The organism is Micromonospora sp. CNZ303 (assembly GCF_004345505.1).
Genome location: NZ_SLVT01000002.1, coordinates 463,839 through 488,025, shown reverse-complemented (window position 1 = coordinate 488,025; position 24,187 = coordinate 463,839). Strand labels below are relative to the sequence as shown.

The following is a 24,187-nucleotide window of genomic DNA, read 5'->3' as shown; positions in this document are numbered from 1 at the left end:
TGCTGCCGTTCCCCCGGTGGCCAGCCAGCGGCGACGCAGCCGGAGGCGGTGGCCGCGACGCCGGGCGTGCTCCACGATCGGCGTGGGGTCGATGTCGCCGCCCGCGTGCTGCCTGAGCGTCGTGGCGAGCTGCTGACCGAGGTCGCTGGACATCAGAACTCTCCTCCAGTCCGGACGGAGGCGGATGCTTCCTGCCGCCTGCGGAGTGCCGTCAGGGCCCGCATCGCGTGGGTACGGACTGTGCCGGTGGAACAGTCCATGATCTCGGCGATCGACGTGTCGTCGAGATCCTCGTAGTAGCGCAGGACGATCACGGTGCGTTGACGCGCCGGCAGGGTGCGGACGAGCCGCCACAGCGCGTCGCGTTCGGCGACACCGGTGGCCTCGTCCGTAGCGCCCGGCCGATCGTGCACGTCGGCGACGGAGATCTCCTGGCTGCTGCGCCGGCGCCACCACGAGTGGTGGGCGTTGACGAGCATCCGACGGACGTACGCATCGGGTCGATCCGTCCGGGAGATGCGCGCCCAGCGGGCGTACGCCCTGGCGAGGACATCCTGAACCAGGTCCTCGGCCCGATGCTCGTCACCGGTCAGCAACCGGGCGAGCCGCACCAGTGCCGAAGTGCGGGTGAAGGCGTACTCCTCGAAGGTCACGCCCTATCAACGTCGCAAGCCGGCCGACCCGTAGACATCCGGCCGGCACCTCTCGAAGGACGGGACTCGTCCGGAACGGCCGAGGGGCCCGGTCGCCGGGCTGAGCCGGGCGACGCGGACCCCTCGGTCGGGTCGGTGTCAGGTCACCAGTTGGTGGAGCCTGCGACCTTCGGCCACGGCTTCAACGTGGGCTTGATCAGGTAGACGACGCCGCCGGAGCCGCCGGACACCCCGCCGCTGGCGTTGATCCGCTTGGTCCGCAGCCAGATCTGCTCGAACTGCTCACGCTTGTAGACGTTGCGCACCACGTCGTTGCTCGACGAGGCCGGGTCGTTGACGATCACGTCGCCCTCGGCGGTGAAGCCGACGATGACGAACAGGTGCCCGGAGGTGCCGTAGTTCGCCCCGTCCAGCTCGCTGGCGAGGAAGGACTGGCTGGTCACCACCGGGATCCCGGCGGCGATGAAGCGCTCCACCTCGTCCAGCGAGTGCAGCCGGGTGACCCGAGCCTCCAGGCCGGGGAAGCTGGCCGCGTACGCGGTGTTGAAGGGCCAGTTGCCCGCGCCGTCGTACTGGTAGTCGTAGACCATCCGGGCGGCGTGGTTGACCGTCGGGTCCGGGTAGGTCGGGTCGACCCAGGAGGTGTCCTCCTCGGACGCCTTGCGGCCCCAGTACTCGATCACCATCGTGGTGGAGGTGGGGGAGCACCAGGCCTGGCCGCCGCCGTCGTACTCGGGGTAGTGGCCGGCGTGGACGTTCTGCGAGTAGCGGGGGACGTTGAGTTCCCTGCCCCAGGCGATGCCGCCCCTGCTCGGCTCGACGGTGAACCGGTCGGGGACGTTCGAGCTCATCGCGCCCACGGTGTGCACGACCGGCGCGGCGCGCTGGCCCGGGGCCTTGTAGAGGGTGAGCCGCAGCTGGTACTCCCGCAGCAGCACCCCGACGGAGGCGTCGTCGATGCTGAAGGTGTCGGTCCAGATGGTCGACCAGGGGTCGCCCTGCCGGTTGACGCTGGTGCGCTTGATGTCGGCGTCGCCGGAGGCCCACCGCCCCATCACGTACCACTTGGTCTGGACGCCGGTGTTGTACGTGCCCTGCATCTCCACCTGGATCCAGGTGCCGGCCGGGGTGTCCGCGTTCCACGAGGCGATCAGCTCGGTGGCGTCGAAGCCGATCCGGGTGACCGGGGAGGTCCAGGTCGCGTACTCCCAGCTCTTGGTGACGCCGGTGTGCGGGTCGGTGTAGTCGGTGGTGCCGAGCGGCCGGGCCAGCGTCACACCCGGCCGGAGGCCGGGGACGGCCCTGGTGCCGGCGTGGGTGCCGCGACGCCAGTCGGGGTAGCGGGACCAGTCCTGGAAGGTGATCTGTTCGTCGTGGACCACCGGGCGGGTGGTCGACGGTGCCGTTACGGGCGCGGCGACGGCGGGTGCCGCGGTGCCGAGAAGGGTGAGTGCGGTGGCGGCCGCGAGGGCGGCCGTACGCAGGCGTGTTCTGGCCATGGGTCCTCCGCAGGGACGGACGATCGTTGCGGGTCAGTGTCCCGCCCGGAAGGAACTTTCGCCAGAGGCCGACAGTTGGAAAATCCTTGCCGATGTGAGGATCAGGATGACATGCAAAGTGGGCAGCGATGGATGTTGATATGACCATGTGAGCGGTGGTGAAGTGTCCTCCACCGAGCGGGATCTCCTCCCGCCCCCCGAGGAGGTTGTCCATGGCCTTCCGCAACACCACCCTCCGCCGTCGCCTGGCGGTCGCCGTAGCAGCCGGGTTCGCCCTGCTTACGGTCGCCGCCGCGCCGGCCACAGCCCGGCCGGCCCCGGACCGGGCCGACTCCGCGGCGACGTCGTACCGGGTGCTCGGCCCGCGTACGGTCGCCGACCGCACCGCCGTCGCCGGCACCGGCGCCGCCATCGACTTCGTCGAGCACGGCGTGCTGAACGTCTCGGCCACCCCCGCCGAGGCGGCGGCCATCACCCGGCTCGGCTTCCGGCTGGAGGCGGTCCCCGCCCCGTCGGCCGACGACCACGGCCACAGCCACGCCGAGGGGGACGTCGGCACGGCCGCCTTCCCGCCCGCCGACTCCAACTACCACGACTACGCCGAGCTGACCGCCCTGGTGAACAAGGTGGTCGCGGACCACCCCTCGATCGCCCGGAAGATCAGCATCGGCTCCTCCTACGAGGGCCGGGACCTGATGGCGGTGAAGATCTCCGACAACGTCGCCACCGACGAGAACGAGCCGGAGATCCTGTTCAACTCGCAGCAGCACGCCCGCGAGCACCTGACCGTCGAGATGGCGGTCTACCTGCTCAACCTCTTCACCGACAGCTACGGCAGCGACTCCCGGATCACCAGCATCGTGAACAGCCGGGAGATCTGGATCGTGCCGACGGTCAACCCGGACGGCAGCGAGTACGACATCGCCACCGGCTCCTACCGCTCCTGGCGCAAGAACCGGCAGCCGAACAGCGGCTCGTCGTACATCGGGACCGACCTGAACCGGAACTGGTCCTACCAGTGGGGCTGCTGCGGTGGCTCGTCCGGCTCGACCTCGTCGGACACCTACCGGGGCCCGTCGGCGTTCTCCGCGCCGGAGACGCAGGCGCTGCGGAACTTCGTGAACAGCCGGGTCGTCGGCGGCACCCAGCAGATCAAGGCCAACATCGACTTCCACACGTACTCGGAGCTGGTGCTCTGGCCGTTCGGCTACACGTACAACAACACCGCCCCCGGGATGTCGACGGACCAGTACAACACCTTCGCCACGCTGGGCCAGCAGATGGCGAACACCAACGGCTACACCCCGCAGCAGTCCAGCGACCTCTACATCACCGACGGGGACAGCATCGACTGGATGTGGGGCCAGCACGGCATCTGGGCGTACACCTTCGAGATGTACCCCGGCTCGGCCGGCGGTGGCGGCTTCTACCCGCCCGACGAGGTGATCCCCGCCCAGACCTCGCGGAACCGGGAGGCGGTCCTGCTGATCAGCGAGTACGCCGACTGCCCGTACCGGGTCATCGGCAAGCAGGACCAGTACTGCGGCGGTGGCGGCGGCACCACGGTCTGGTCGGACACCTTCGAGACGGCCACCGGCTGGACCATCAACCCCAACGGCACCGACACCGCGACCGCCGGGGCGTTCGAGCGGGGCGCCGCCCAGGCGACCAACTCCAGCGGGGCGAAGCAGCTCACCCCGTACGCCGGCGCCAACGACCTCGTCACCGGCCGGCTGGCCGGCACGGCGGCCGGTGACCACGACCTCGACGGCGGCGTGACCAGCGCCCGGTCGCCGGCGGTGACCCTGCCGTCGAGCGGCACGCTGACGCTCTCCCTCGCCTGGTACCTGGCCCACGGCTCGAACGCCTCGTCGGCCGACTACCTCCGGGTGAGCGTGGTGCACAACGGCGGCACCACGGTCCTGTTCACCCAGTCCGGGGCGGCCACCAACCGCAACGGCGCCTGGGCGGTGGCCAACGCCAACCTCACCCCGTACGCCGGTCAGTCGGTGCGGATCCTCGTCGAGGCGGCGGACGCCTCGGGCGCGAGCCTGGTCGAGGCGGCTGTGGACAACGTCACCATCACCAGTTCCTGACCCGGTGGGGCCCCGTCCCGCCCCCGGCGGGGCCCCACCACCCCTCTCCGCGGACGTCGATCCAGGGCGTGTCACCGCTCGTTGGTGATCAACGAGCGCCGATGCGCCCTGGATCGTCGAGGCACGTCCGGGGCGTGCGCTACCGTTCTACCGACCACGCGCAGCGAAGCCGGTGCGAAACCGGCGCTGTCCCGCAACTGTGATGTCCCGCCACCGCCGCACTCCGGCGTGGCGGGGACGAGCCAGGTCGCCTGCGTCCGTGGTCGCGACACGCGCTCTCGAGGAAGGGCGCCTCGCGGACGGGCGCCACCGCTCCCTGTCGGCGAAGCACCACGCTCCTCGACCGACAGGAGGACCCGTGCTCAGACGTACCCCCCGGCTCTTCGCCGCGACCCTCGCGGTGGCCGCGCTCGCCCTCGGCGCCTGCGCCGAGAAGAGCTCCGACGACACCCCCGCCGCCGGCGCCAGCTCGGCCGGCGCCGCCTTCCCCGTGACCGTGGGCACGGTGACGCTGGAGAAGCGGCCCGAGAAGATCGTCTCGCTCAGTCCGACGGCCACCGAGATGCTCTTCGCCATCGGCGCCGGCAAGCAGGTCACCGCCGTCGACGACCAGTCGAACTTCCCGGCCGACGCGCCGAAGAGCGACCTCTCGGGCTTCACCCCGAACGCCGAGGCGATCGCCGGCAAGAGCCCCGACCTGGTGGTCCTCTCCGACGACCGCAACAAGATCGTCGATCAGCTCACCGCGCTGAAGATCCCGGTCTACCAGACCCCGGCCGCGACCACGCTCGACGACAGCTACCGGCAGATCACCGAGCTGGGCGCCCTCACCGGCCACGCGGACGAGGCCGCCGACGTGACGAAGCGCATGAAGGACGACATCACCAAGCTGGTCGCCGACCTGCCGAAGCGCGCCGAGAAGCTCACCTACTACCACGAGCTGGGCCCGGAGCTCTACACCGCCACCAGCAAGACCTTCATCGGCTCGCTCTACACCATGGTGGGCCTGGAGAACATCGCCGACGCGTCCGACGCCGACGGCAAGAGCGGCGGCTACCCGCAGCTCTCCCAGGAGGTCATCGTCAAGGCCGACCCGGACTTCGTCTTCCTCGCCGACACCAGGTGCTGCAAGCAGAGCGCGGAGACGGTCAAGGCGCGCGCCGGCTGGGCGGGCGTCACGGCCGTCAAGAACAACCAGATCGTCGCCCTCGACGACGACGTCGCCTCCCGCTGGGGACCCCGCGTGGTGGACCTGCTCCGCGTGATCGTCGACGCCACCGCCAAGGTCCCCGCGTGACCCGCACCCGTCCATGAGCCGTCCGCTCGTGCAGGCGCCGCCCGCCCGGCGGGCCGGGACGCTCCCCGCGTCCCGGCCCGCCGGGCTGCGGCCCCGCTGGCTCGCCGCCGGGGTCGCCGCGGTGCTCGTCGCCCTGGTCGCCGGGGTGTCCCTCGGCCCGGTCAGCCTGCCGCCGGGCAGCGTCGCGGCCGAGCTGCTGAACCTCATCCCAGGCGTACGGCTCGACAGCGGGCTCTCCGAGCGCGAGATCGCCATCGTCACCGAACTGCGGCTGCCCCGGGTGGTGCTCGGGCTGCTGGTCGGCGGGCTGCTGGCCCTGGCCGGCGGCTGCTACCAGGGCGTGTTCCGCAACCCGCTGGCCGACCCGTACCTGCTCGGGGTGGCGGCCGGGGCCGGGCTCGCGGTCACGGCGGTCATCACCCTCGGCGCCGGGGCGGGCGGCGCGCTGACCGGGCTGCCGCTCACCATCCCGCTGGCCGCGTTCGTCGGTTCGATCGGCGCGGTGGCGATGACCTACCTGCTGGGCGTCTCCGGCGGGCGCGGCCGCTCCACCGCCACGCTGATCCTCGCCGGCGTGGCCGTCTCCGCGTTCCTCTCGGCCGGGCAGACCTACCTGCTGCAACGCAACTCCGACAGCATCCAGCAGGTCTACTCCTGGCTGCTCGGGCGGCTCGCCACCGCCGGCTGGCACGACGTGCGGCTGGTGCTGCCGTACTTCCTGATCACCGCGTTCGTGGTGCTGCTGCACCGGCGGGAACTCGACGTGCTCTCCGTCGGCGACGACGAGGCCACGAGCCTCGGGCTGCACCCGCAGCGGTCCCGCTACCTGCTCATCGCCGCCGCCTCGCTCGGCACCGCCGCCGCCGTCTCCGCGTCCGGCCTGATCGGCTTCGTCGGGATCATCGTGCCGCACACCGTCCGGCTGCTCGCCGGGTCGAGCTACCGGGTGATCCTGCCGCTCTCGCTGCTCTTCGGCGGGGCCTTCCTGGCCCTGACCGACGTGGTGGCCCGTACCGCCGCCGCCCCGTCGGAGATCCCGATCGGCGTGGTCACCGCACTGCTCGGCGGCCCGTTCTTCGTGCTGGTGCTGCGTACCTCCCGCCGGATGCTCGGGTGAACGCGCGGCGCGTGCCGGCCGCGCGGCCGGCGGACGGTGGGGCCGTGCGCGCCCCCGACGTGGCCGCCGTCCCCGCCGTCGAGGTGCGCGACCTGCACGTGCGCCTGGACGGCACGCCGATCCTGGCCGGCGTCGACCTGAGCGTCGCCGCCGGCGAGTGGGTCACCGTGATCGGCCCGAACGGCGCCGGGAAGTCGACCCTGCTGCGCGCCGTCGGCGGCCTGCTGCCCGCGCCGGGCGCCGTCTCCCTCTTCGGTACGCCCAGCGAGGCGCTGCGCCGCCGCGACCGCGCCCGGGTGGTCGCCACGGTCGCCCAGTCCCCGGTCGTGCCGGCCGGTATGACGGTCTTCGACTACGTGCTGCTGGGCCGCACCCCCTACATCCCGACGCTGGGTCGGGAGTCCGCCGCCGACCTGGCCGCCGCCCACGAGGTGCTCGACGGGCTGGACCTGACCGGGTTCCACGACCGGGAGTTGGCCACCCTCTCCGGCGGCGAGCGACAGCGGGTCTTCCTGGCCCGCGCGCTGGCCCAGGGCGCGACCCTGCTGCTGCTGGACGAGCCGACCAGCGCCCTGGACATCGGCCACCAGCAGGAGGTGCTGGAGTTGGTCGACCGGCTGCGCCGCGAGCACGGCCTGACGGTGCTCGCCACCATGCACGACCTCTCCATCGCCGGCGAGTACGCCGACCGCATGGTGCTGCTGGCCGACGGCCGGGTGGTCGCCGCCGGCACCCCCCGCGAGGTGCTCACCGAGCAACTCCTGGCCACCTGGTACCGCGCCACGGTCCGCGTCATCGAGGGCGACCACGGCCCCCTGGTCGTCCCCACCCGCCCCCGCCCCCACCCCTGACCCCCGCCGCCCTGACCCCCGGGCCCGCCGCCCTGACGCGTGGATCATGCAGTTGTGGCGCCCCGCAAAAGGGGCGCATCGGCGTGTTCCGCCCACCAGAACTGCATGATCGCCGGGGCGGGGCGGGGGGCTCAGGGGCGGGTGAGGATGTTGAAGAGGGCGCCGTGGGGGTCGCGGAGGGCGGCGTAGCGGCCCGCCGGGGCGGTCTGGGGCGGGACGAGGATGGTGCCGCCGAGTTCGGCGGCGCGGGCGGCGACCGCGTCGGCGTCGGCGACGGCGAAGTACACCGACCAGTACGCGGGCGTGTCCGTGGGGAACCCGTCGCCGAGCGGTGGCACCATGCCGGCCACGATCCGGGTGCCGAGCCGCCAGCCGGTGTACGTGACCGGGCCCGCCTGCTGATCGTCCGGTTGCCAGCCGAAGACCAGCTCGTAGAAGATCTTCGCGCCCTCCGGATCGGGGGTGACCAGTTCGGTCCAGGTCAGCGCCCCCGGGACGTCGAAGACCTCGGCCCCGGGCATCGACATCGGCTGCCAGACACTGAACGCCGCCCCGGCGGGGTCGGCGAAGACCGCCATCCGTCCCTGGTCGAAGACCTCGAACGGGGGCACCACGACCTGCCCACCGGCCCGCTCGACCCGGCCGGCCACCAGGTCCGCGTCGTCGGTCGCCAGGTACGTCGACCAGATCGGCACCTGGTCGGGGATGGCCGGCGGGCCTGCGCCCGCCACCGCCCGCCCGCCGAGCAGGAAGACCGTGTAGCCGCCCGCCTCGGGCTCCGGGTCGATCCGGCCGGTCCAACCGAACAGTTCGGGGTAGAACCGCCGCGCCTCGGCGAGGCCCGGGGTGGCGAGGTCGACCCAGCAGGGTGTGCCCGGCGGGACGATGTTCACGTCGACCCCCCTCTCGGCGGGGGACGGCCACGCCGGCACGCCCCTGCCGGAATCGTGGCACCGACCCGCCGCGCCACGTGGCGGATCGGCCGAAACGTCAGCTGAACCGTCGACCCTCGTCGCGCCGGTACGCCCACCCGGCCAGCAGCGCCAGCAGCACCACCCAGACCCCGAGCATGACCATCGACAGCGGGTTGACCGGGTAGTCGCCGACCGCCGCCCACATCAGCTCCACGGCGCCCCGGGTCGGTAGGAACGGCGCGACGGCCTCGACGAAGCCGGGCGCCTGGTCCGGTGCGGAGAGCAGCCCGCCCCCGAAGGCGAGCGGGAAGAAGACGACCTGCGCCACCACGATCGCGGCCTTGCTGGGCATCGAGTAGCCGATGGCGAGACCCAACAGCGTGAACGGCACCGAGATCACCGTGACGATCGCCAGGGCCAGCAGGAACGCCGGTGCGCTGACCCGCGCCTCGGTGAGCGCCGCCCCGATCGCCACCACCGGCACCAGGGAGAGGTAGGTGAGTGCCAGCCCGGCCAGCACCCGCCCGGCGAAGCGTGGTGCCGGCCCGGCCGGCAGGGTCCGGGTGTACGGGTTCCAGGGCTGGTCGCGGTCCTCGGCGACCCCGACGCCGTACTGGAAGATGTTCGCGCTCATCACCGAGAAGGTGACCATGGCGGCGGTGGCGTAGGTGGCGCCGACCGGGTCCTTCCCGGCGAACGGCACCACGAAGAAGAGCATCGCGACGGCCGGGAAGAAGGCGCTGCCGACGACGGCGACCGGGATGCGGACCGTCTCCAGGAGCTGGTAGCGGGCGTGGACCAGGGCGAGGCGCATGGGAGATCCGTCCCCTCAGGCGGTGGCCGGCGGGCCGGCCACGGCGGTCGTCGGACGGTCGGCTCCGGAGCCGGGCGCGGTGATGGCGAGGAACGCCTCCTCCAGCGAGGTGGGGCGGACCTCCAGGTCGGCGAACGCCACCCCGGCGGTGACCAGGGCCCGCACCAGCTCGTCGGCGTCGGTGGTGAGCAGGTGCGTGCGGCCGTCGACCCGCTCGGTGCGCACGACGCCGGGCAGCGCGGGCAGCGCGTCGGCGACGAGGCTGACCCGGCGTACGCCGACGATGCCCCGGATCGCGTCGACCGTGTCGTCGGCCAGGACCCGGCCCTGCCCGATGACCACCACCCGCCGGGCCAGCGCCTCGACCTCCTCCAGGTAGTGGCTGCTCAGCAGCACGGTGCCGCCGTCGTCGTGGAACGCCCGGATCGCCTCCCACAGGGTGTGCCGCGCCGCGACGTCCAGGCCGGTGGTCGGCTCGTCGAGCAGCACCAGCCGGGGCCGGCCGACGAAGGCGAGCGCCACCGCGAGCCGGCGGCGCTGCCCGCCGGAGAGGCCCCCGGTCTGCCGCCGGGCTAGCTCGCCCAGGCCGAAGCGGTCGAGCAGCTCGCCCCGGGGGACCGGGTCGGGGTGGTGGGCGGCGACGAAGTCCACCACCTCGCCGACCCGCAGCGTGCCAGGCAGGCCCGTCTCCTGCGGGGTGACCCCGATCCGCCGCCGGCTCGCCGGGTCGCGAGGGTCGCCGCCGAACAGCTCGACCCGGCCGGCGGTGGGCCGGCGCAGCCCGACGAGCAGGTTCAGCAGGGTGCTCTTGCCGGCCCCGTTCGGGCCGAGCAGGCCGACCAGCTCGCCGGCGGAGACCTCCAGGTCGACCCGGTCGAGGGCAAGCACGTCGCCGTAGCGGCGGCTGACCGCCTCGGCGCGGGCGAGGATCACGGGAGACTCGTCGAGGGCGTCACGGACACCTGTCTACCGCCCCGGCGCAAGTGGCCGGTCAGCCCAGCGGGGCGGGCAGCGGCCGGGCGTGCAGCACGGCGAGTCGGGACACCGCCCGGGTGAGCACCACGTAGAGCCGGTGCAGGCCACGCGGTTCGGCGGCCACGATCGCCGCCGGCTCGACGACGATGACGTGGTCGTACTCCAGGCCCTTGACCAGGGACGCGGGCACCACCGTGACGCGCGCCGCGGCGGCCGGCTCGTCGACGGTCGCGGTGTCGACGCCGGCGGCCTCCAGCGCCGCCCGCAGCCCGCCGACCGCGTCGTCGGCGGCGATCACCGCCACCGAGCCGTCGAACGCCAGCGCCGCGCGCACCTCGGCCACCGTCGCGCCGGCCAGGTCGTCGACGGTACGCACGTCGAGCGCGCCGTCGCGGCGCAGCGACTCGGCCGGGGGCACGTCGACGGCGAGCGCCGGCAGCAGCCGGTTGGCGAACGCCACCACGGCGGCGGGCACCCGGAACCCGACCGTCAGCGGCACCACGACGGCGTCCGGCTTGCCGAGGTGACGCAGGGACTCCCGCCAGTCGGCCGCGGCCCACGGGGCGGTGCCCTGGGCCAGGTCACCGAGGAGGGTGATCGATCCGTGCTCGCTGCGCCGGGCGATCACCCGGCACTGCATCGGGGAGAGGTCCTGGGCCTCGTCGACGACGACGTGCCCGAAGCCGCCCGGCCGCTCGATCAGCCCGGCCGCCTCGTCGATCAGCACGGCGTCGGCCGCCGTCCACTTCGTGGCCTTCGGCGTACGCCCGAGCTTCGTGCCGGCCGGGGCGGGACGCCGCGCCGGAGCCCGCGTGATACCGGCCGTCGGAGCCGGGGCCACGACCGCCGCCGTCGGGTCGGCCGCCGTCGTCGGGGCGGCGAGCCCGCACAGCCGGGCCTGCTCCTCGGCGTCGAGCAGCCCGTCCGCCGCCGCGGCGAGCCGCTGCGGGTCGCCGAGCAGGGCGTGCACCAGCCCTTCCGGGGTGAGCGCCGGCCAGACCGCGTCGAGGAAGGCGGTGACCGGCGTGGCCTTGCCCATCCGGCGCAGCCAGGCGTCGCTCGGCGACTCGGCGCGCCGCGCCTCGGCCTGCCGTTGCAGCAGCGCCACCACCCGGGCCCGGACGCGCTCGCGGCCCGTGGCGTACGGCAGCCGCTCCCGGCGGGTCTCCTGGACCACCCGGTGCAGCGGGTCCAGCCCGATCCGCCAGCGGAACGAGCCGTCCGAAACCATGATCGGCTCGGTCGGCTCGCCGATGTGCGCGTCGACGGCCCGGCGCAGCACCTCGGCCATCCGGGCGTCGTGCTTGATCGTCGCCACGGCCGGGTCCTCGACGGCCCGCACCGGCACCCGGCCGACCAGGTCCTCCACGGTGGCCTGCTCGACCTCGACCTCGCCGAGCGCCGGCAGCACCGCCGCGATGTACGACAGGAAGGCCCGGTTCGGCCCCACGATCAGCACGCCGGAGCGGCGCAGGCGCTCCCGGTGCAGGTAGAGCAGGTACGCGGCCCGGTGCAGGCCGACGGCCGTCTTGCCGGTGCCCGGGGCGCCCTGCACGCAGATCGAGTCGGCGAGGTCGGCCCGGACCAGCTCGTCCTGCTCAGGCTGGATGGTGGCGACGATGTCGCGCATCGGCCCGACGCGCGGCCGTTCGATCTCGGCGGTCAGGATCCGGCTGGTCGTGCCCAGTTCCTCGCCCCGGTCGAGGCGCTCGTCCTCGAAGCTGGTCAGCGCCCCGCTGCTGAAGCCGAAGCGGCGTCGTACCGTCACGCCCTGCGGGTCGCGCGCGCTCGCCCGGTAGAACGACCGGGAGACCGGGGCCCGCCAGTCCAGCACCAGCGGCTCGCCCCGGTCGTCGGTGACGTGCCGCCGGCCGACGTGGTAGCGCCGCCCGGCGTGGTCCGCGTGCCACCCGTCCGGCCCGTCGCCGGGATCGCCGGGCGGGTCGTCGGCGGGCGGGGCCCCGGTCGCCGGGCCGAAGTCGAGGCGCCCGAAGAAGAGCGGCGTGGTGGGGTCGTCGGCGAGTTCGGCGACCCGGCGGGCCAGGGTGCGCCCGAGGGTCTCGGCCGCGTACGCGTCGCCGGCCACCTGGTCGCCGGTCGAGAAGAGGGCCTGGGCGCGTTCCCGCATCTGGGCCAGGGCGGCCCGGGAGGTGGCGAGGTGCTCGCGTTCGGCGGCGAGGTCGGCGTCGAGGTCGAGATCGAGGTCGGTCACGCTGAATCCCGTCGGGGTCATCTGCCGGTCGCTCGCGTGTCCGGCGGGCGGATGGGCCGGCCCCCGGCGCGGGACGTCCGATGCGGTGGTCACCTCACCCTGGCCGTCAAGCGACCTGACAGCCTACGCGCCGGGCGCGTGACGCTCCACCGGATTTCGAACCGTGGCGCCGCCGGGCCACCCCGGTGGGACCCACGCCGCGTTCGCCCGCCGGCGGGCCTCCGGTTGCCGGTCGACCGGCGACCCGCGGCGGGCGGGCGACCAGGAATCATGGACACATGACCGAGGCGCGTCCCGAACAGCGCCGGATCACGATCAGCGACCCGCAGGTGATGCGGGCGCTGGCCCATCCGGCCCGAATCGCGATCATGGAACACCTGGGCGTGGTGGAGGGCGGCGCGACCGCCACCGAGTGTGCGGAGGTGGCCGGGCTGTCGCCGAGCGCCACCAGCTACCACCTCCGGGCGCTGGCGAAGTCGGGCCTGGTGGAGCAGGCGCCGAGCCGGGGGGACGCGCGCGAGCGGCTGTGGCGCACGGTCGGCCGGACCCTGCTGGTCGACGCGGGACAGTCCGCCGGGCCGGAGGCGCGCGCGGCCGAGCAGGCGCTGGTGGAGGCGCACGCGGCCCGGGACATGGAGCGGACCCGGGACTGGCTGCGCCGCGCCGGGGACGAGCCCGCCGAGTGGTACGACGTCGCGCTGTTCAGCGACACGCTGCTGCTGCTCACCGCCGACGAGCTGGCCGGGCTGAACGAGGCGGTGAGCGCGTTGTTCGAGCCGTACCGGCAGCGGAACCGCCAGGCGGATCCGCCGGCCGGGGCGCGCACGGTGGCGGTGCGGTACCGGGCGGTGCCGCTGGCGTAGGGGGTTGCTCCGACCAGTTGTGAAGGATTATTTTCGAAGCATGTCCTTCACAACTGACGGGTCGCGCTGGTCGGACGTCTGGCTCGCCGCCACCGCGCGTGGCACCTCGATGTGCGGTGACTTCCTCGCCGCCACCGCCCTGGCGCTCGCCCTCCAGTCCGCCGGCGCCAGCGGCATCGCCGTGTCCGGACTGCTGTTGGCAGCGACCCTGCCGCTGGTGGTGCTCGCCCCGCTCACCGGGCGCCTCGTCGACCGGGTGGACAGCCGGAAGCTGCTGGTCACCGCCGGCCTGGGGCAGGCCGCCGTCTGCGCGCTGCTCGCCTTCGCCACCCACCCGGCCCTGATCATCGGGCTCGTCGCGCTGCTCGCCTGCGGGCTGGCCGTGACCCACCCCTGCCTGGCGGCGCTGCTGCCGGCGATGGTGCGCCCCGCCGACCTGCCCCGGGCGAGCGCGATCAGCCAGACGGCCAGCAGCCTGGGCGCGCTCGGTGGCCCGGTGCTCGCCGGGCTGCTGGTCGGGCAGTTCGGCGCGCGTGTACCCCTGCTCATCGACGCCGGGAGCTACCTCGCCCTGGTGGCCGCGGGCCTGCTGCTGCGTACCCGCAGGGGCGGCCGGCGGGCCACGGCCGCACCCGCGTCCGGGACGGAACGGGCCCCGGCGTGGCGGCTGCGCGGCGACCCGCTGCTGCTGGCCGTCGTCGTCAGCACGGCCGCGGTCATCACCGCCGTCGGCGGCATCAACGTGGTCGAGGTCTTCTTCATCCGCGAGACCCTCGACGGCTCGCCCACGGTGTACGGGCTGGTCGGCGCCGCCTGGATGGCGGGAATGCTGCCCGGCAGCTGGCTCTGCGCCCGGCTGGCCCACCGGCTCACCGACGACGGCGCCCTGGTGTACGGGGTGCTGGCGACGCTCGGTGGCATCTGCCTCATGGTGCTGGTCGCCGCCGCCGTGCCCACGGCCGCGCTGCTGGTGCCGCTCTGGCTGGTCGCGGGCGCGGCGAACGGCGGGGAGAACGTCTTCGCCAACCTGCTCACCGCCCGGCGGGTGCCGGAGGCGTCGCGCGGCCGGGCGTACGCCCTCTACGGCGCGGCCGTGCAGGGCGGCTCGATGGGGGGCTACCTGATCGGGGGCGCCCTGCTGGCGCTGCTGTCGCCGCGACCCCTGATCGCGGCGGCCGGCGCGGTCGGACTACTGGTCGTGGTGGCGTTCGTGCCGGCCGTCGCCCGGTCCGTCCGACGGGTCCGGGCGGCCGGCGCCGGGGCGACGGCGGCGGCCCGGGCGGGCGGCGCGGACGGCGCCCCGGGGGAGGCGGGGGACGGCGACCACCCGGCGGATGCGGGGTTGGCCACTCCCACCCCGGCCCACTGAGCCACGCGACGGTGGCGGGGATACGGTCGGGGCATGGCTGAGCACGTCGCACGCCCCCGGGTCGGGCACATCCAGTTCCTGAACTGCCTGCCGATCTACTGGGGGCTGATGCGCTCCGGCGCCCTGATCGACGTCGACCTGCACAAGGACTCCCCGGACCGGCTCAGCGCCGCCCTGGTCGCCGGTGACCTGGACATCGGCCCGATCTCCCAGGTGGAGTACCTGCGGCACGCCGACGAGCTGCTGCTCCTGCCCGACCTCGCGGTCGGCAGCGACGGCCCGGTGCTGTCCGTCAACGTCGTCTCCACGCGCCCGCTGGCCGAGCTCGGCCACGGCAAGGTGGCGCTGGGCTCGACCTCGCGGACCGGGGTGCTGCTGGCCCAGTTGCTGCTCGGCGAGCGGTACGGGGTGAACCCCGAGTACTTCCGCTGCCCGCCCGACCTGACGCAGATGCTGCTGGAGGCCGACGCCGGGGTGCTGATCGGCGACGTGGCGCTGCGCGCCCTCTACGAGGCGCCGAAGCGTGGGCTGGAGGTCACCGACCTCGGGCAGGCGTGGCGGGAATGGACGGGCCTGCCGATGGTCTTCGCCGTCTGGGCGGTACGCCGCGACTTCGCCGCCGCCCACCCCGGCCTGGTCAAGGAGGTGCACGAGGCGTTCCTACGCTCCCGGGACCTCTGCCTGGCCGAGCTGGACCAGGTGGCCGAGGCGGCCGCGCGCTGGGAGCCGTTCGACGCGGCGACCCTGGCGACGTACTTCCGGGCGCTGGACTTCTCCCTCGGCGAGCGCCAGGTGGCCGGCCTGCGCGAGTTCGCGCGCCGCGCCGCCGCCATCGACGCCGCCCCGCCCCTACCCGCCTCCGGCCCGGCCTTCTTCACGGGCTGAACCTCTGGCCGGCCCGGGGCGGTGGTCGGGTCTAGGTGGTGGGGCGGAGGAGGGCTTCGGTGATCTTCTGGCAGTTCTTCATGCCGTACTCGTAGCCCTTGCCGATCGGGTAGCGGACCATCACGCCCATCGTCCAGGTGTCGCCGATGGCCAGGCAGTTGATGTGCATCTCCTGCTCCTTGGTCCGGTCGATCCAGCCGTTCTTGATGGCGATGTTCTTGCGCTCGGCGGCCGGGAACGCCTTGCGGATGCCGAAGTCGCCGCCGCCCCTGACCAGCCGCATCTCGTTGAGCAGCCACTTGGTCCACTTCGGCCCCGCGGCGCGGCCGTCGGCGATGCAGGCGCCCATCCGGGCGGTGTCCCGGGGGGAGAGCTTCGTCCGGCTCCAGCCGCCGTCGCTGGCGACGCTGCTGTCGGTCAGCTCGCACTTGGCGAGCAGCCGCTTGATCGAGGCGGACCCGCCCAGCGCGTTGTAGAACTGCTGCGTCCGGGTGTTGTCGCTGTCCCGGATGATCTTCGTGGCGTCGGCCAGCTTGGCGTCGCTCGGCGTCTGGCCCTTCTCGTCGGCGCGGCGCAGGTGGTCGGCGACGATCCACGCCTTGATCAGCGACGCGGTGGTGCTGGTCTCGTCCATGTTGTCGGAGCCGACGATCTCCCCGGTGCGGCGGTCGAGGACGCTCCAGGAGTACCAGCCCTCGATGTCGAGGTCGAGTTCCTTGGCCTCGAACGGCAGCGGCTCCGGCTCCGGCGTCGGGCTCGGCGACGGCGAGGGGCGGGAGCTGCGGTCGCTCGGGGCTCCGGTGGCGCGCTCGGCCGGGCCGGCGGGGGTGCCCCACTCGGCGGCGGCGCGGGACTCGAACGGCGAGCCCGGCAGCAGCCGCAGCGAGACGAGCACCAGGCAGATGAGGACCACCGCGATGGCGATGAGCCTGCGGGGGGAGGCGTCGGCGGGCTCGTCGGCCCGGCGCTGGCGCGGCATCAGAGCTTCCCGGCGGGCTGCTGCGGCACCTTGAGGGCGGCGCCGGGCTGCGGGGTCACGAGCTGGCTGGCGACCGAGGCGCAGACCTGCGCGCCGTAGTTCAGCCCGCTCTTCTGCGGGTAGCGGAGCATCACCGCGAGGCTCCACCTGTCGGTCACCGCGAGGCAGTTGACGTGCCAGTTGCCGTCGTAGTTGAGCGGGGTCCAGCCGTTCTTCATGCTGACCGGGCCCTGGCTGACGATCGACTGGGGGAGGCCGTCGATGATGCCCCAACGGCCGCCGCCGGAGCGGGCCTTCTGGTCCTTGGCGGCCGTGCTGCCCCTGACCTTGCTCATCTCGTCCAGCAGGAGCTTCGTCCACTTGGGGCCGGCGGCCGTGCCGTCGGCGATGCAGTCGCCGAGCCGGACGGCGTCCCGCGGGGACATCCGTGTGAAGCTCCACCAGCCCACGTAACCGGGCACGTTGCCCGGCTTGGTGTCGGTGAGCTCGCAGGTGCTGACCATCCGCCTGATCGTGGCGGCCCGGCCCACCGCGCCGTAGAGGGCGTTGGCGGCGTCGTCGTTGCTGTCCCGGATGGCGGTGGTGATCTGCTTCTTCCGCTCGGCCGGCAGCGGCTTGTCGCCGAGCTGGTTGAGGTAGTCCGCCGCGAACCAGGCCTTGATCATCGACTCGGTGGAGCTGGTCGAGGCCAGGTTCTTCGACCCGGAGATCTCGCCGGTCTCCCGGTCCATCAGCGCCCACGAGAAGAACTCGCCCTTGAAGTTCACCGTGACCGGGCCGGCGGCCAGGGTCGGCGGCGGGGGCGGGGTGGGCGCGGGGGCCGCGACGCTTCCGCCGCCGCTTCCGCCGCTCGCGGCGTCGTCGCCGGCGAGTCGGGCGTACGCGGCCGGAACGAGCAGGCCGCCACCGAGGAGGACCGCCACGACAGCGAGCACCAGGGTCACGCGGGATCGCATGAGTGGGTGAGCTCCAGATGTCAGGCCGGGGGGACCGGCTGGTTGTCGGACGGATCGGCGGCTGGCCGAGGGCCGGGGGACCCGCCCTCCGTGTTTCTCGGGCGATCGTCGGCAGCCGATCGGTGTGACGGGGGAAGTCTACGTGCGGATCGGCGGCGCGCCAGGACCCGACACCTGGCAACTTGCCATGTAGGCGGGATATCGAGCCGCTATGCGGCTGTTGAGAGGATTCAGCTTCCCATAGTGAGCCAATTCATAGTTTGCCCGGCTGTCGGAGCCCTCGCCCCGTACCGAAACTGCCTTCGGAAACCTGTTACACCCTCTGGTGTCCCGAGAGGCGAGCTGTAACACTTGACCTCATGTATGGCAACGACTTCTCCGCCGAGGACGCACCCGGCGGTGGCCTGCTCGGCGAGGTCGAGGCGGCGGAGGCGGCCCTGCGGGAGGCCGCCGCACGGGGCCGCCGGGGCGGCGCCCCCGGCGCGGACGAGGACCTGGAGGCGTACTTCGCCGAGGTCATCGACGCCGACCAGAAGATCGAGCCGCGCGACTGGATGCCCGAGGCGTACCGCAAGACGCTGATCCGGCAGATCGCGCAGCACGCGCACTCCGAGATCATCGGCATGCAGCCGGAGGGCAACTGGATCAGCCGCGCCCCCTCGTTGAAGCGCAAGGCGATCCTGCTGGCCAAGGTGCAGGACGAGGCCGGCCACGGCCTCTACCTCTACGCCGCCGCCGAGACCCTGGGGATCAGCCGGGACGAGCTGGTCGAGCTGCTGCTCAACGGCCGGCAGAAGTACAGCTCGATCTTCAACTACCCCACCCTGACCTGGGCCGACGTGGGCGCCATCGGCTGGCTGGTCGACGGCGCCGCCATCGTCAACCAGGTCCCGCTCTGCCGCTGCTCCTACGGGCCGTACGCGCGGGCGATGATCCGGGTCTGCAAGGAGGAGTCGTTCCACCAGCGGCAGGGCTACGAGATCCTGCACACGCTCGCGCACGGCACTCCGGCGCAGAAGGCGATGGCGCAGGACGCCCTCGACCGCTGGTGGTACCCGTCGCTGGCCATGTTCGGCCCGCCGGACACCGACTCCACCCACTCGGCGCAGTCCATGGCCTGGAAGATCAAGCGCTTCTCCAACGACGAGCTGCGCCAGCGCTTCGTGGACATGTGCGTGCAGCAGGCGGAGATCCTCGGCCTGACCATCCCGGATCCCGACCTGCGCTGGAACGAGTCCCGGCAGTCGTACGACTTCACGCAGCCCGACTACGACGAGCTGATGCGGGTGATCAAGGGCAACGGCCCGTGCAACCGGCAGCGGATGGAGCACCGGCGCCGCGCCCACGACGACGGCGCGTGGGTGCGGGAGGCCGCCGCGGCGTACGCCGCCAAGCGGGTGGAGCAGAAGGAGAAGGTAGCGGCGTGAGCGAGCGGACGGAGCAGCGCGGCGTGGGCGGCCCTTCGCCCCTGTGGGAGGTCTTCGTGCGGGCGCGGCGCGGGTTGTCGCACACCCACGTCGGCAGCCTGCACGCGCCCGACGCCGAGCTGGCCCTGCGCAACGCGCGGGACCTCTACACCCGCCGCCAGGAGGGCGTCTCCATCTGGGTGGTGCCGGCGGGCGCGATCACCGCGTCCAGCCCGGACGAGAAGGACGCCTTCTTCGACCCGGCGGCCGACAAGGTCTACCGGCATCCCACCTTCTACGACGTGCCGGACGGGGTGGCCCACCTGTGAGCGAGCGCAGCGAGCGGACCGTTCGGCTCAGCACCGGGGCGCGTCGCGCCGCCGCCGAGCGGAGCGAGGTGGCGGCGTGAACGGCCCCTTCGACTTCGCCCTCGCCCTCGGCGACGACGCGCTGATCGCGGCGCAGCGGCTGGCCGAGTGGACCACCCGCGCGCCCGAGATGGAGGAGGACATCGCGCTGGCCAACATCGCCCTCGACCAGCTCGGCGCGGCCCGGCTCCTGCTGTCGTACGCGGGCGAGGTGGAGGGCGCCGGCCGGGACGAGGACGCGCTGGCGTTCCTCCGCGACGACCGGGAGTTCCGCAACTGCCTGCTCGTGGAGCTGCCCAACGGCGACTTCGCGGTCACCATGGCGAAGCTGCTCTTCCTGGCGGCCTACCAGCTCCCGCTCTACGCCGCGCTGGCCGGCTGCGCCGACGAGCGGCTGGCCGCGATCGGGGCCAAGGCCCGCAAGGAGTCGGCCTACCACCTCGACCACGCCTCGACGTGGGTACGGCGGCTCGGCGACGGCACCGAGGAGTCGCACCGGCGCATGCAGGCGGCGGTCGACCAGGTCTGGCCGTACGTGCACGAGCTGTTCGCCCCCGACCCGGCGGCGCCGGTCGACCCGGCCACCCTGCGGGCCGACTTCGACGCCACCGTCGGTGCCGTGCTCGACGAGGCCACCCTGACCCGGCCGGAGTCCGGCTGGGCGCCGGGCGGCGGGCGGGACGGCGTGCACACCGAGCACCTGTCCTTCCTGCTCGCCGAGATGCAGGTGCTGCACCGCGCCCACCCCGGAGCCAACTGGTGAGGGGGCACCGGTGAGCGCGGGGAGGCACCGGTGACTCCGCGGGAGGCCGTGGCGGCGGTGGTGGACCCGGAGATCCGGGTCGTCACCATCGACGACCTCGGCATCCTGCGGGCGGTCGACGAGGACCCGGCGACCGGCCGGGTGGTCGTGACCATCACCCCCACCTACACCGGCTGCCCGGCGATGGACGTGATCCGCGCCGACATCCGGCGGGCGCTGGCCGCCGCCGGCCGCCCCGAGGCCGACGTGCGGACCGTCTACAGCCCGGCGTGGAGCACCGACTGGATCTCCGACGCCGGCCGGGCCAAGCTCGCCGCCGCCGGCATCGCCCCGCCGTCGCCCGTACGCGCCGACAACGTGGTGCCGCTGACCCTCGCCGTCCGCTGCCCACACTGCGGCTCGCCCGAGACCGAGCAGGTCAGCCGCTTCGGCTCGACCGCGTGCAAGGCGCTCTGGCGCTGCCGTTCCTGCCGTGAACCCTTCGACCACCTGAAGGCGCTGTGACTGTCACCATCACCCGCCCGGTCCGTCGCCGGCCGGTCTTCCACCCGCTGTCCGTCGCCGCCGTCGACCGGCTCACCGACGACGCCGTGGCGGTCACCTTCGCCGTGCCCGAGGAGCTGCGGGAGACGTTCGCGTTCTCCGCCGGCCAGCACCTCACCGTCCGCCGCCCCGGCGCCGCCGGTGAGGACGTGCGGCGGTCGTACTCCATCTGCTCCACGCCCGACGACCTGGCCCGGCACGGCCGGCTGCGGATCGGCGTGCGGGAGATCCCCGGCGGCGCGTTCTCCGCCTTCGCCTGCGGCGCGCTGCGCGGCGGCGACACGATCGAGGTGCTGCCGCCGCTCGGGCACTTCACCACGGCCCTCGCGCCGGACCGGGCCCGCCACTACGGCGCGGTGGTCGCCGGCTCGGGCATCACCCCGGTGCTCGCGCTGGTCGCGACGGCGCTCGCCGTCGAGCCGGCCAGCACGTTCACGCTGGTGTACGGCAACCGCACGGCGAACACGGTGATGTTCGCCGAGGAGCTGGCCGACCTGAAGGACCGGTGGCCCACCCGCCTGCACCTGGTGCACGTGCTCTCCCGGGAGCAGGGCGAGTCGCCGCTGCTCTCCGGCCGGATCGACGCCGACCGGCTGGGCCGGCTGCTGGACACCGTCGTGCCCGGCGACACCGTCGACGAGTGGTTCCTCTGCGGCCCGTACGACATGGTGGTGGACGCCCGGGAGGTGCTCGCCGCGCGCGGCGTGCCGGAGTCGGCGGTGCACACGGAGCTGTTCCACGTCGCCGAGGCCCCGGCCCCGCCGCGACGCCCGGCCGACGAGCCGGGGGGCGGCGCCGAGGTGACCATCCTGCTGGACGGCCGGTCGTCGCGCTTCACGATGCGGCGCGACGAGCGGGTGCTGGACGCGGCGCTGAAGGTGCGCGGCGAGCTGCCGTACGCCTGCAAGGGCGGGGTCTGCTCGACCTGCAAGGCCAAGGTGGTCGACGGCGCGGTCACGATGGCCCGCAACTACGCGCTGGAGCCGGACGAGGTGGCCGCCGGCTATGTCCTCACCTGCCAGTCCAGCCCGACGACCGACCGGCTCACCGTCGACTACGACGCCTGACCGGTCCGCCCGCCGCTGGGCGGGCGCAGCCGGGTCGGTGGGTCGGCGCAGGCACCGCGTCGACCCGCCGACCCCCTTGCAGGAGGTCAGCTCGGGGCCTTGACCTGGCCGTCGTAGGCGATGCTGCGCCACAGGTCGAACTGGCGGTCGTTGCCGACCAGCGGGTTGCCGGCCAGCGCGACGGCGGCGTGCACCTCCTCGTCGTTGCGGAGCTGGCGGAAGTAGCCGGGTCCGACGAGGGCGATGCCGCGGCCGGGTGACTGGATAAGCTTCATGTCGTTCTCCGTGAGGTTGAGGGGTGGGTTGCCGGCGAGCTGGCGGGCCACGTCGGCGCGCATCGAGGCCAGGTCGATGAACGACGGGTCGATCTTGCCGCTGGTGCTGGTCTCCCGGTGGCCCCGGGCGTGGCTGGCGTCGCGGCCGAGCCGCCGCAGCACGGCGGCGGTGGCGAGCACCGAGGCGCTGTACTGGGCGCCGGTCATGGCCTGGCTGACCCCGTTGTAGTCGATCTCCCAGCCGACCATCAGGGTGTTGCCGTCGCCGGCCGGGATGGGGCCGCTGCCGCGGCTGACGCCCGCGTGGTTGGCCCGCCCGCCCGAGATGACGTGGAAGACGCCGTGATAGTCGACCAGGGCGTGGCAGAGGGGGCCGGGCAGGTCGGAACGGCCGTTGACGCAGATGTTCAGGGCGGGGTGCGGGTTGCCGGCGCTGGAGGTGGCCGCCGTGTGGTGCCAGAGCACACCGATGGGGGCGAACGAGCTGCCGGAGACCCGGCCGAGCCAGTTGCCGTGCTCGACCACCGTGACGCCGGCGGCGCGGAGCACGTCGGCCAGCCAGGGGATGGTGGCCATCAGGCCACCGTCGGGAGGGCTGGAGGGGCGGGGGAAGGCGGGGGGAAAACCATCCACGGATGCTAATTGATCGATGCATTCCGGGTAAGTCCCTCGGTCCGCCGCCGCGTCGGCGGGGCCTGTGGCGTGGTCGACAGGAGTCCGGCGGGGCCGGCCCGGGGCGGGGCGACGTAGGCTCGGGGGGTGAGTGTGAGCCGGGAGATCGACGACATCCTGCAGCGTGGCGCGGACGGCGGGCGGATCACGCCCGAGGAGGCCCTGCTGCTCTACACCGAGGCGCCGTTGCACGCCCTGGGCGAGGCCGCCGACGCGGTGCGCCGACGCCGCTACCCGGACAACGTCGTCACGTACCTGATCGACCGCAACATCAACTACACGAACGTCTGCGTGACGGCGTGCAAGTTCTGCGCGTTCTACCGGGCCCCCAAGCACAAGGAGGGCTGGACCCACCCGACCGAGGAGATCCTGCGCCGCTGCGGCGAGGCGGTCGAGCTGGGCGCCACCCAGGTCATGCTCCAGGGCGGGCACCACCCGGACTACGGCGTGGAGTACTACGAGGAGCTGTTCTCCTCGGTCAAGAAGGCGTACCCGCAGCTGGCGATCCACTCGATCGGCCCCAGCGAGATCCTGCACATGGCCAAGGTCTCCGGCGTCAGCCTCGACGAGGCCATCGCCCGGATCAAGGCGGCCGGGCTGGACTCGATCGCCGGCGCAGGCGCGGAGATGCTGCCGGCCCGCCCGCGCAAGGCCATCGCGCCGCTGAAGGAGTCGGGCGAGCGCTGGCTGGAGGTCATGGAGCTGGCGCACCGGCAGGGCGTCGAGTCGACCGCCACCATGATGATGGGCACCGGCGAGACCGCCGCCGAGCGGATCGAGCACCTGCGGATGATCCGCGACGTGCAGGACCGCACGAAGGGCTTCCGGGCGTTCATCCCCTGGACGTACCAGCCGGAGAACAACCACCTCAAGGGCCGTACGCAGGCCACCGCCCTGGAGTACCTGCGGCTGGTCGCGGTGGCCCGGCTCTTCTTCGAGACGGTGCCGCACCTCCAGGCGTCCTGGCTGACCACCGGCAAGGACGTCGGGCAGCTCGCCCTGCACATGGGCGTGGACGACCTCGGCTCGATCATGCTGGAGGAGAACGTCATCTCCTCGGCCGGCGCGCGGCACCGCTCCAACCTGCACGAGCTGATCGGCATGATCCGCTCGGCGGACCGGATCCCCGCCCAGCGCGACACCCTCTACAACCGGCTGGCCGTGCACCACACCCCGGCCGACGACCCGACCGACGAGCGGGTCGTCTCGCACTTCTCCTCGATCGCCATGCCGGGCGGCGGCGCCGGGAAGTCCCTGCCGCTGGTCGACGCCCGCTGAGCGAGGCGTCCGCAGCCACCCGCACCACCGACACCCCACCGTCGTCCGGCGGTGGGGTGTCGTCGTAAATGGACCACTGCGTGGATCATGGGAATACGGAAAGTGACGGTAAATGACTCGCCCGGCTGACCGATCGGGTGAATTCCCGTGGTCCGTTGATCTCAATTGGATTGCCGTTCGGAGTCGGTGTCGGGGTGGCCGGGGCAGCAAGACATATCAATCCGGGCATTCCTTAAGTGATTCTTAGCCAGGCTGTTCAACGCGCCCGTTCTGCGGGGTGGCGGGCGTGATCGCTTACCGCTAACGTCCCCGGCCGTACCTTTCCTTCACCCCAA

General features: G+C 73.2%; 22 protein-coding genes and 1 riboswitch. Of the genes, 13 read left to right on the top strand and 9 right to left on the bottom strand.

Translation table 11 applies throughout. From position 1 onward, the window contains the following. Positions 1–152: 152 nt before the first annotated feature. Both EV374_RS05565 and EV374_RS05560 read right to left on the bottom strand, forming a co-directional pair. Positions 153–653: a SigE family RNA polymerase sigma factor gene (locus tag EV374_RS05565; protein ID WP_132232172.1), complete on the bottom strand. Its 501-nt coding sequence runs from the start codon at positions 651–653 to the stop codon at positions 153–155. 143 nt (positions 654–796) lie between these two features. Then, positions 797–2,152, bottom strand: coding sequence for a C39 family peptidase (locus EV374_RS05560; RefSeq protein ID WP_132232170.1), 1,356 nt, complete (start codon positions 2,150–2,152; stop codon positions 797–799). Between the two features lie 212 nt (positions 2,153–2,364). On the opposite strand from EV374_RS05560, the gene EV374_RS05555 reads away from it, so the two are divergent. The 4 genes from EV374_RS05555 to EV374_RS05540 all read left to right on the top strand — a co-directional run bounded on the left by EV374_RS05555 (position 2,365) and on the right by EV374_RS05540 (position 7,513). After that, positions 2,365–4,248, top strand: coding sequence for a M14 family metallopeptidase (locus EV374_RS05555; RefSeq protein ID WP_132232168.1), 1,884 nt, complete (start codon positions 2,365–2,367; stop codon positions 4,246–4,248). 168 nt (positions 4,249–4,416) lie between these two features. Further along, a riboswitch (cobalamin riboswitch) is annotated at positions 4,417–4,495 on the top strand. 111 nt (positions 4,496–4,606) lie between these two features. Next, positions 4,607–5,545: an ABC transporter substrate-binding protein gene (locus EV374_RS05550; protein ID WP_132232166.1), complete on the top strand. Its 939-nt coding sequence runs from the start codon at positions 4,607–4,609 to the stop codon at positions 5,543–5,545. A gap of 13 nt (positions 5,546–5,558) precedes the next feature. Then, on the top strand, positions 5,559–6,662 hold the full coding sequence (locus tag EV374_RS05545; RefSeq protein WP_132232164.1) for an iron ABC transporter permease: 1,104 nt from the start codon (positions 5,559–5,561) through the stop codon (positions 6,660–6,662). 44 nt (positions 6,663–6,706) lie between these two features. Then, positions 6,707–7,513, top strand: coding sequence for an ABC transporter ATP-binding protein (locus EV374_RS05540; RefSeq protein ID WP_486485595.1), 807 nt, complete (start codon positions 6,707–6,709; stop codon positions 7,511–7,513). A gap of 131 nt (positions 7,514–7,644) precedes the next feature. Here the strand turns inward: EV374_RS05540 and EV374_RS05535 are convergent, their stop codons facing one another. The 4 genes from EV374_RS05535 to EV374_RS05520 all read right to left on the bottom strand — a co-directional run bounded on the left by EV374_RS05535 (position 7,645) and on the right by EV374_RS05520 (position 12,449). Continuing rightward, positions 7,645–8,406 (bottom strand): VOC family protein, encoded by a 762-nt coding sequence (locus tag EV374_RS05535; protein ID WP_132232162.1) that lies wholly within the window; start codon positions 8,404–8,406, stop codon positions 7,645–7,647. Between the two features lie 97 nt (positions 8,407–8,503). Then, positions 8,504–9,241, bottom strand: a complete 738-nt coding sequence (locus EV374_RS05530; protein WP_132232160.1) for an ABC transporter permease — start codon at positions 9,239–9,241, stop codon at positions 8,504–8,506. Between the two features lie 15 nt (positions 9,242–9,256). Further along, positions 9,257–10,174 carry an ABC transporter ATP-binding protein gene (locus EV374_RS05525; RefSeq protein ID WP_132232158.1) on the bottom strand — a complete coding sequence of 306 codons (918 nt, stop codon included), beginning with the start codon at positions 10,172–10,174 and terminating at the stop codon, positions 9,257–9,259. A 58-nt stretch (positions 10,175–10,232) separates the two neighbouring features. Continuing rightward, positions 10,233–12,449, bottom strand: coding sequence for a helicase domain-containing protein (locus EV374_RS05520; protein ID WP_132232156.1), 2,217 nt, complete (start codon positions 12,447–12,449; stop codon positions 10,233–10,235). Positions 12,450–12,706: 257 nt separating this feature from the next. Between EV374_RS05520 and EV374_RS05515 the strand changes: the two genes are divergently transcribed. Genes EV374_RS05515 through EV374_RS05505 form a run of 3 tightly spaced genes read left to right on the top strand, consistent with a single transcriptional unit; the run spans position 12,707 to position 15,545 of the window. Next, positions 12,707–13,291, top strand: a complete 585-nt coding sequence (locus tag EV374_RS05515; RefSeq protein ID WP_132232154.1) for a winged helix-turn-helix domain-containing protein — start codon at positions 12,707–12,709, stop codon at positions 13,289–13,291. A 40-nt stretch (positions 13,292–13,331) separates the two neighbouring features. After that, the gene (locus tag EV374_RS05510) at positions 13,332–14,660 is read left to right on the top strand and encodes an MFS transporter (protein ID WP_132232152.1); all 1,329 of its coding nucleotides are present in this window, start codon (positions 13,332–13,334) and stop codon (positions 14,658–14,660) included. Positions 14,661–14,693: 33 nt separating this feature from the next. Further along, entirely contained in the window at positions 14,694–15,545 is an 852-nt protein-coding gene (locus EV374_RS05505) for a menaquinone biosynthetic enzyme MqnA/MqnD family protein (protein WP_132232150.1), read from the top strand. 31 nt (positions 15,546–15,576) lie between these two features. On the opposite strand, the gene EV374_RS05500 is transcribed toward EV374_RS05505, so the two are convergent. Both EV374_RS05500 and EV374_RS05495 read right to left on the bottom strand, forming a co-directional pair. After that, positions 15,577–16,524, bottom strand: a complete 948-nt coding sequence (locus EV374_RS05500; RefSeq protein WP_132232148.1) for a hypothetical protein — start codon at positions 16,522–16,524, stop codon at positions 15,577–15,579. After that, positions 16,524–17,480, bottom strand: coding sequence for a hypothetical protein (locus EV374_RS05495; RefSeq protein ID WP_132232146.1), 957 nt, complete (start codon positions 17,478–17,480; stop codon positions 16,524–16,526). The genes EV374_RS05500 and EV374_RS05495 overlap by 1 nt, the downstream gene beginning before the upstream one ends. Positions 17,481–17,839: 359 nt before the next feature. Between EV374_RS05495 and paaA the strand changes: the two genes are divergently transcribed. From paaA to paaE, 5 genes are all read left to right on the top strand, one after another. Then, positions 17,840–18,907 (top strand): 1,2-phenylacetyl-CoA epoxidase subunit PaaA, encoded by a 1,068-nt coding sequence (gene paaA, locus EV374_RS05490; protein WP_132232144.1) that lies wholly within the window; start codon positions 17,840–17,842, stop codon positions 18,905–18,907. Continuing rightward, positions 18,904–19,215, top strand: a complete 312-nt coding sequence (gene paaB / locus EV374_RS05485; RefSeq protein WP_132232142.1) for a 1,2-phenylacetyl-CoA epoxidase subunit PaaB — start codon at positions 18,904–18,906, stop codon at positions 19,213–19,215. Before paaA ends, paaB begins: the two co-directional genes overlap by 4 nt. Positions 19,216–19,291: 76 nt before the next feature. After that, on the top strand, positions 19,292–20,017 hold the full coding sequence (gene paaC / locus EV374_RS05480; protein WP_132232140.1) for a 1,2-phenylacetyl-CoA epoxidase subunit PaaC: 726 nt from the start codon (positions 19,292–19,294) through the stop codon (positions 20,015–20,017). A gap of 30 nt (positions 20,018–20,047) precedes the next feature. After that, a complete protein-coding gene (paaD, locus tag EV374_RS05475) occupies positions 20,048–20,521 on the top strand; it encodes a 1,2-phenylacetyl-CoA epoxidase subunit PaaD (protein WP_132232138.1) in 474 nt (157 codons plus the stop codon). Further along, on the top strand, positions 20,518–21,627 hold the full coding sequence (gene paaE / locus EV374_RS05470) for a 1,2-phenylacetyl-CoA epoxidase subunit PaaE (protein WP_132232136.1): 1,110 nt from the start codon (positions 20,518–20,520) through the stop codon (positions 21,625–21,627). The genes paaD and paaE overlap by 4 nt, the downstream gene beginning before the upstream one ends. An 86-nt stretch (positions 21,628–21,713) precedes the next feature. On the opposite strand, the gene EV374_RS05465 is transcribed toward paaE, so the two are convergent. Beyond that, positions 21,714–22,478, bottom strand: a complete 765-nt coding sequence (locus EV374_RS05465) for a peptidoglycan recognition protein family protein (RefSeq protein ID WP_486485594.1) — start codon at positions 22,476–22,478, stop codon at positions 21,714–21,716. A 183-nt stretch (positions 22,479–22,661) separates the two neighbouring features. Between EV374_RS05465 and mqnC the strand changes: the two genes are divergently transcribed. After that, complete coding sequence (mqnC, locus tag EV374_RS05460) at positions 22,662–23,852, top strand: cyclic dehypoxanthinyl futalosine synthase (protein ID WP_132232134.1); 1,191 nt, start codon at positions 22,662–22,664, stop codon at positions 23,850–23,852. The last annotated feature ends 335 nt before the right edge of the window (positions 23,853–24,187 follow it).

Excerpts from the sequence above, each read along its gene's own strand:
- EV374_RS05505 (WP_132232150.1), top strand. The coding sequence starts at position 14,694 with ATGGCTGAGCACGTCGCACGCCCCCGGGTCGGGCACATCCAGTTCCTG.
- EV374_RS05500 (WP_132232148.1), bottom strand. The coding sequence starts at position 16,524 with ATGCCGCGCCAGCGCCGGGCCGACGAGCCCGCCGACGCCTCCCCCCGC.
- EV374_RS05515 (WP_132232154.1), top strand. The coding sequence starts at position 12,707 with ATGACCGAGGCGCGTCCCGAACAGCGCCGGATCACGATCAGCGACCCG.
- EV374_RS05510 (WP_132232152.1), top strand. The coding sequence starts at position 13,332 with ATGTCCTTCACAACTGACGGGTCGCGCTGGTCGGACGTCTGGCTCGCC.
- EV374_RS05545 (WP_132232164.1), top strand. The coding sequence starts at position 5,559 with ATGAGCCGTCCGCTCGTGCAGGCGCCGCCCGCCCGGCGGGCCGGGACG.
- paaA (WP_132232144.1), top strand. The coding sequence starts at position 17,840 with ATGTATGGCAACGACTTCTCCGCCGAGGACGCACCCGGCGGTGGCCTG.
- EV374_RS05560 (WP_132232170.1), bottom strand. The coding sequence starts at position 2,152 with ATGGCCAGAACACGCCTGCGTACGGCCGCCCTCGCGGCCGCCACCGCA.
- EV374_RS05495 (WP_132232146.1), bottom strand. The coding sequence starts at position 17,480 with ATGCGATCCCGCGTGACCCTGGTGCTCGCTGTCGTGGCGGTCCTCCTC.
- EV374_RS05555 (WP_132232168.1), top strand. The coding sequence starts at position 2,365 with ATGGCCTTCCGCAACACCACCCTCCGCCGTCGCCTGGCGGTCGCCGTA.
- EV374_RS05530 (WP_132232160.1), bottom strand. The coding sequence starts at position 9,241 with ATGCGCCTCGCCCTGGTCCACGCCCGCTACCAGCTCCTGGAGACGGTC.
- EV374_RS05520 (WP_132232156.1), bottom strand. The coding sequence starts at position 12,449 with ATGACCCCGACGGGATTCAGCGTGACCGACCTCGATCTCGACCTCGAC.
- EV374_RS05465 (WP_486485594.1), bottom strand. The coding sequence starts at position 22,478 with ATGGCCACCATCCCCTGGCTGGCCGACGTGCTCCGCGCCGCCGGCGTC.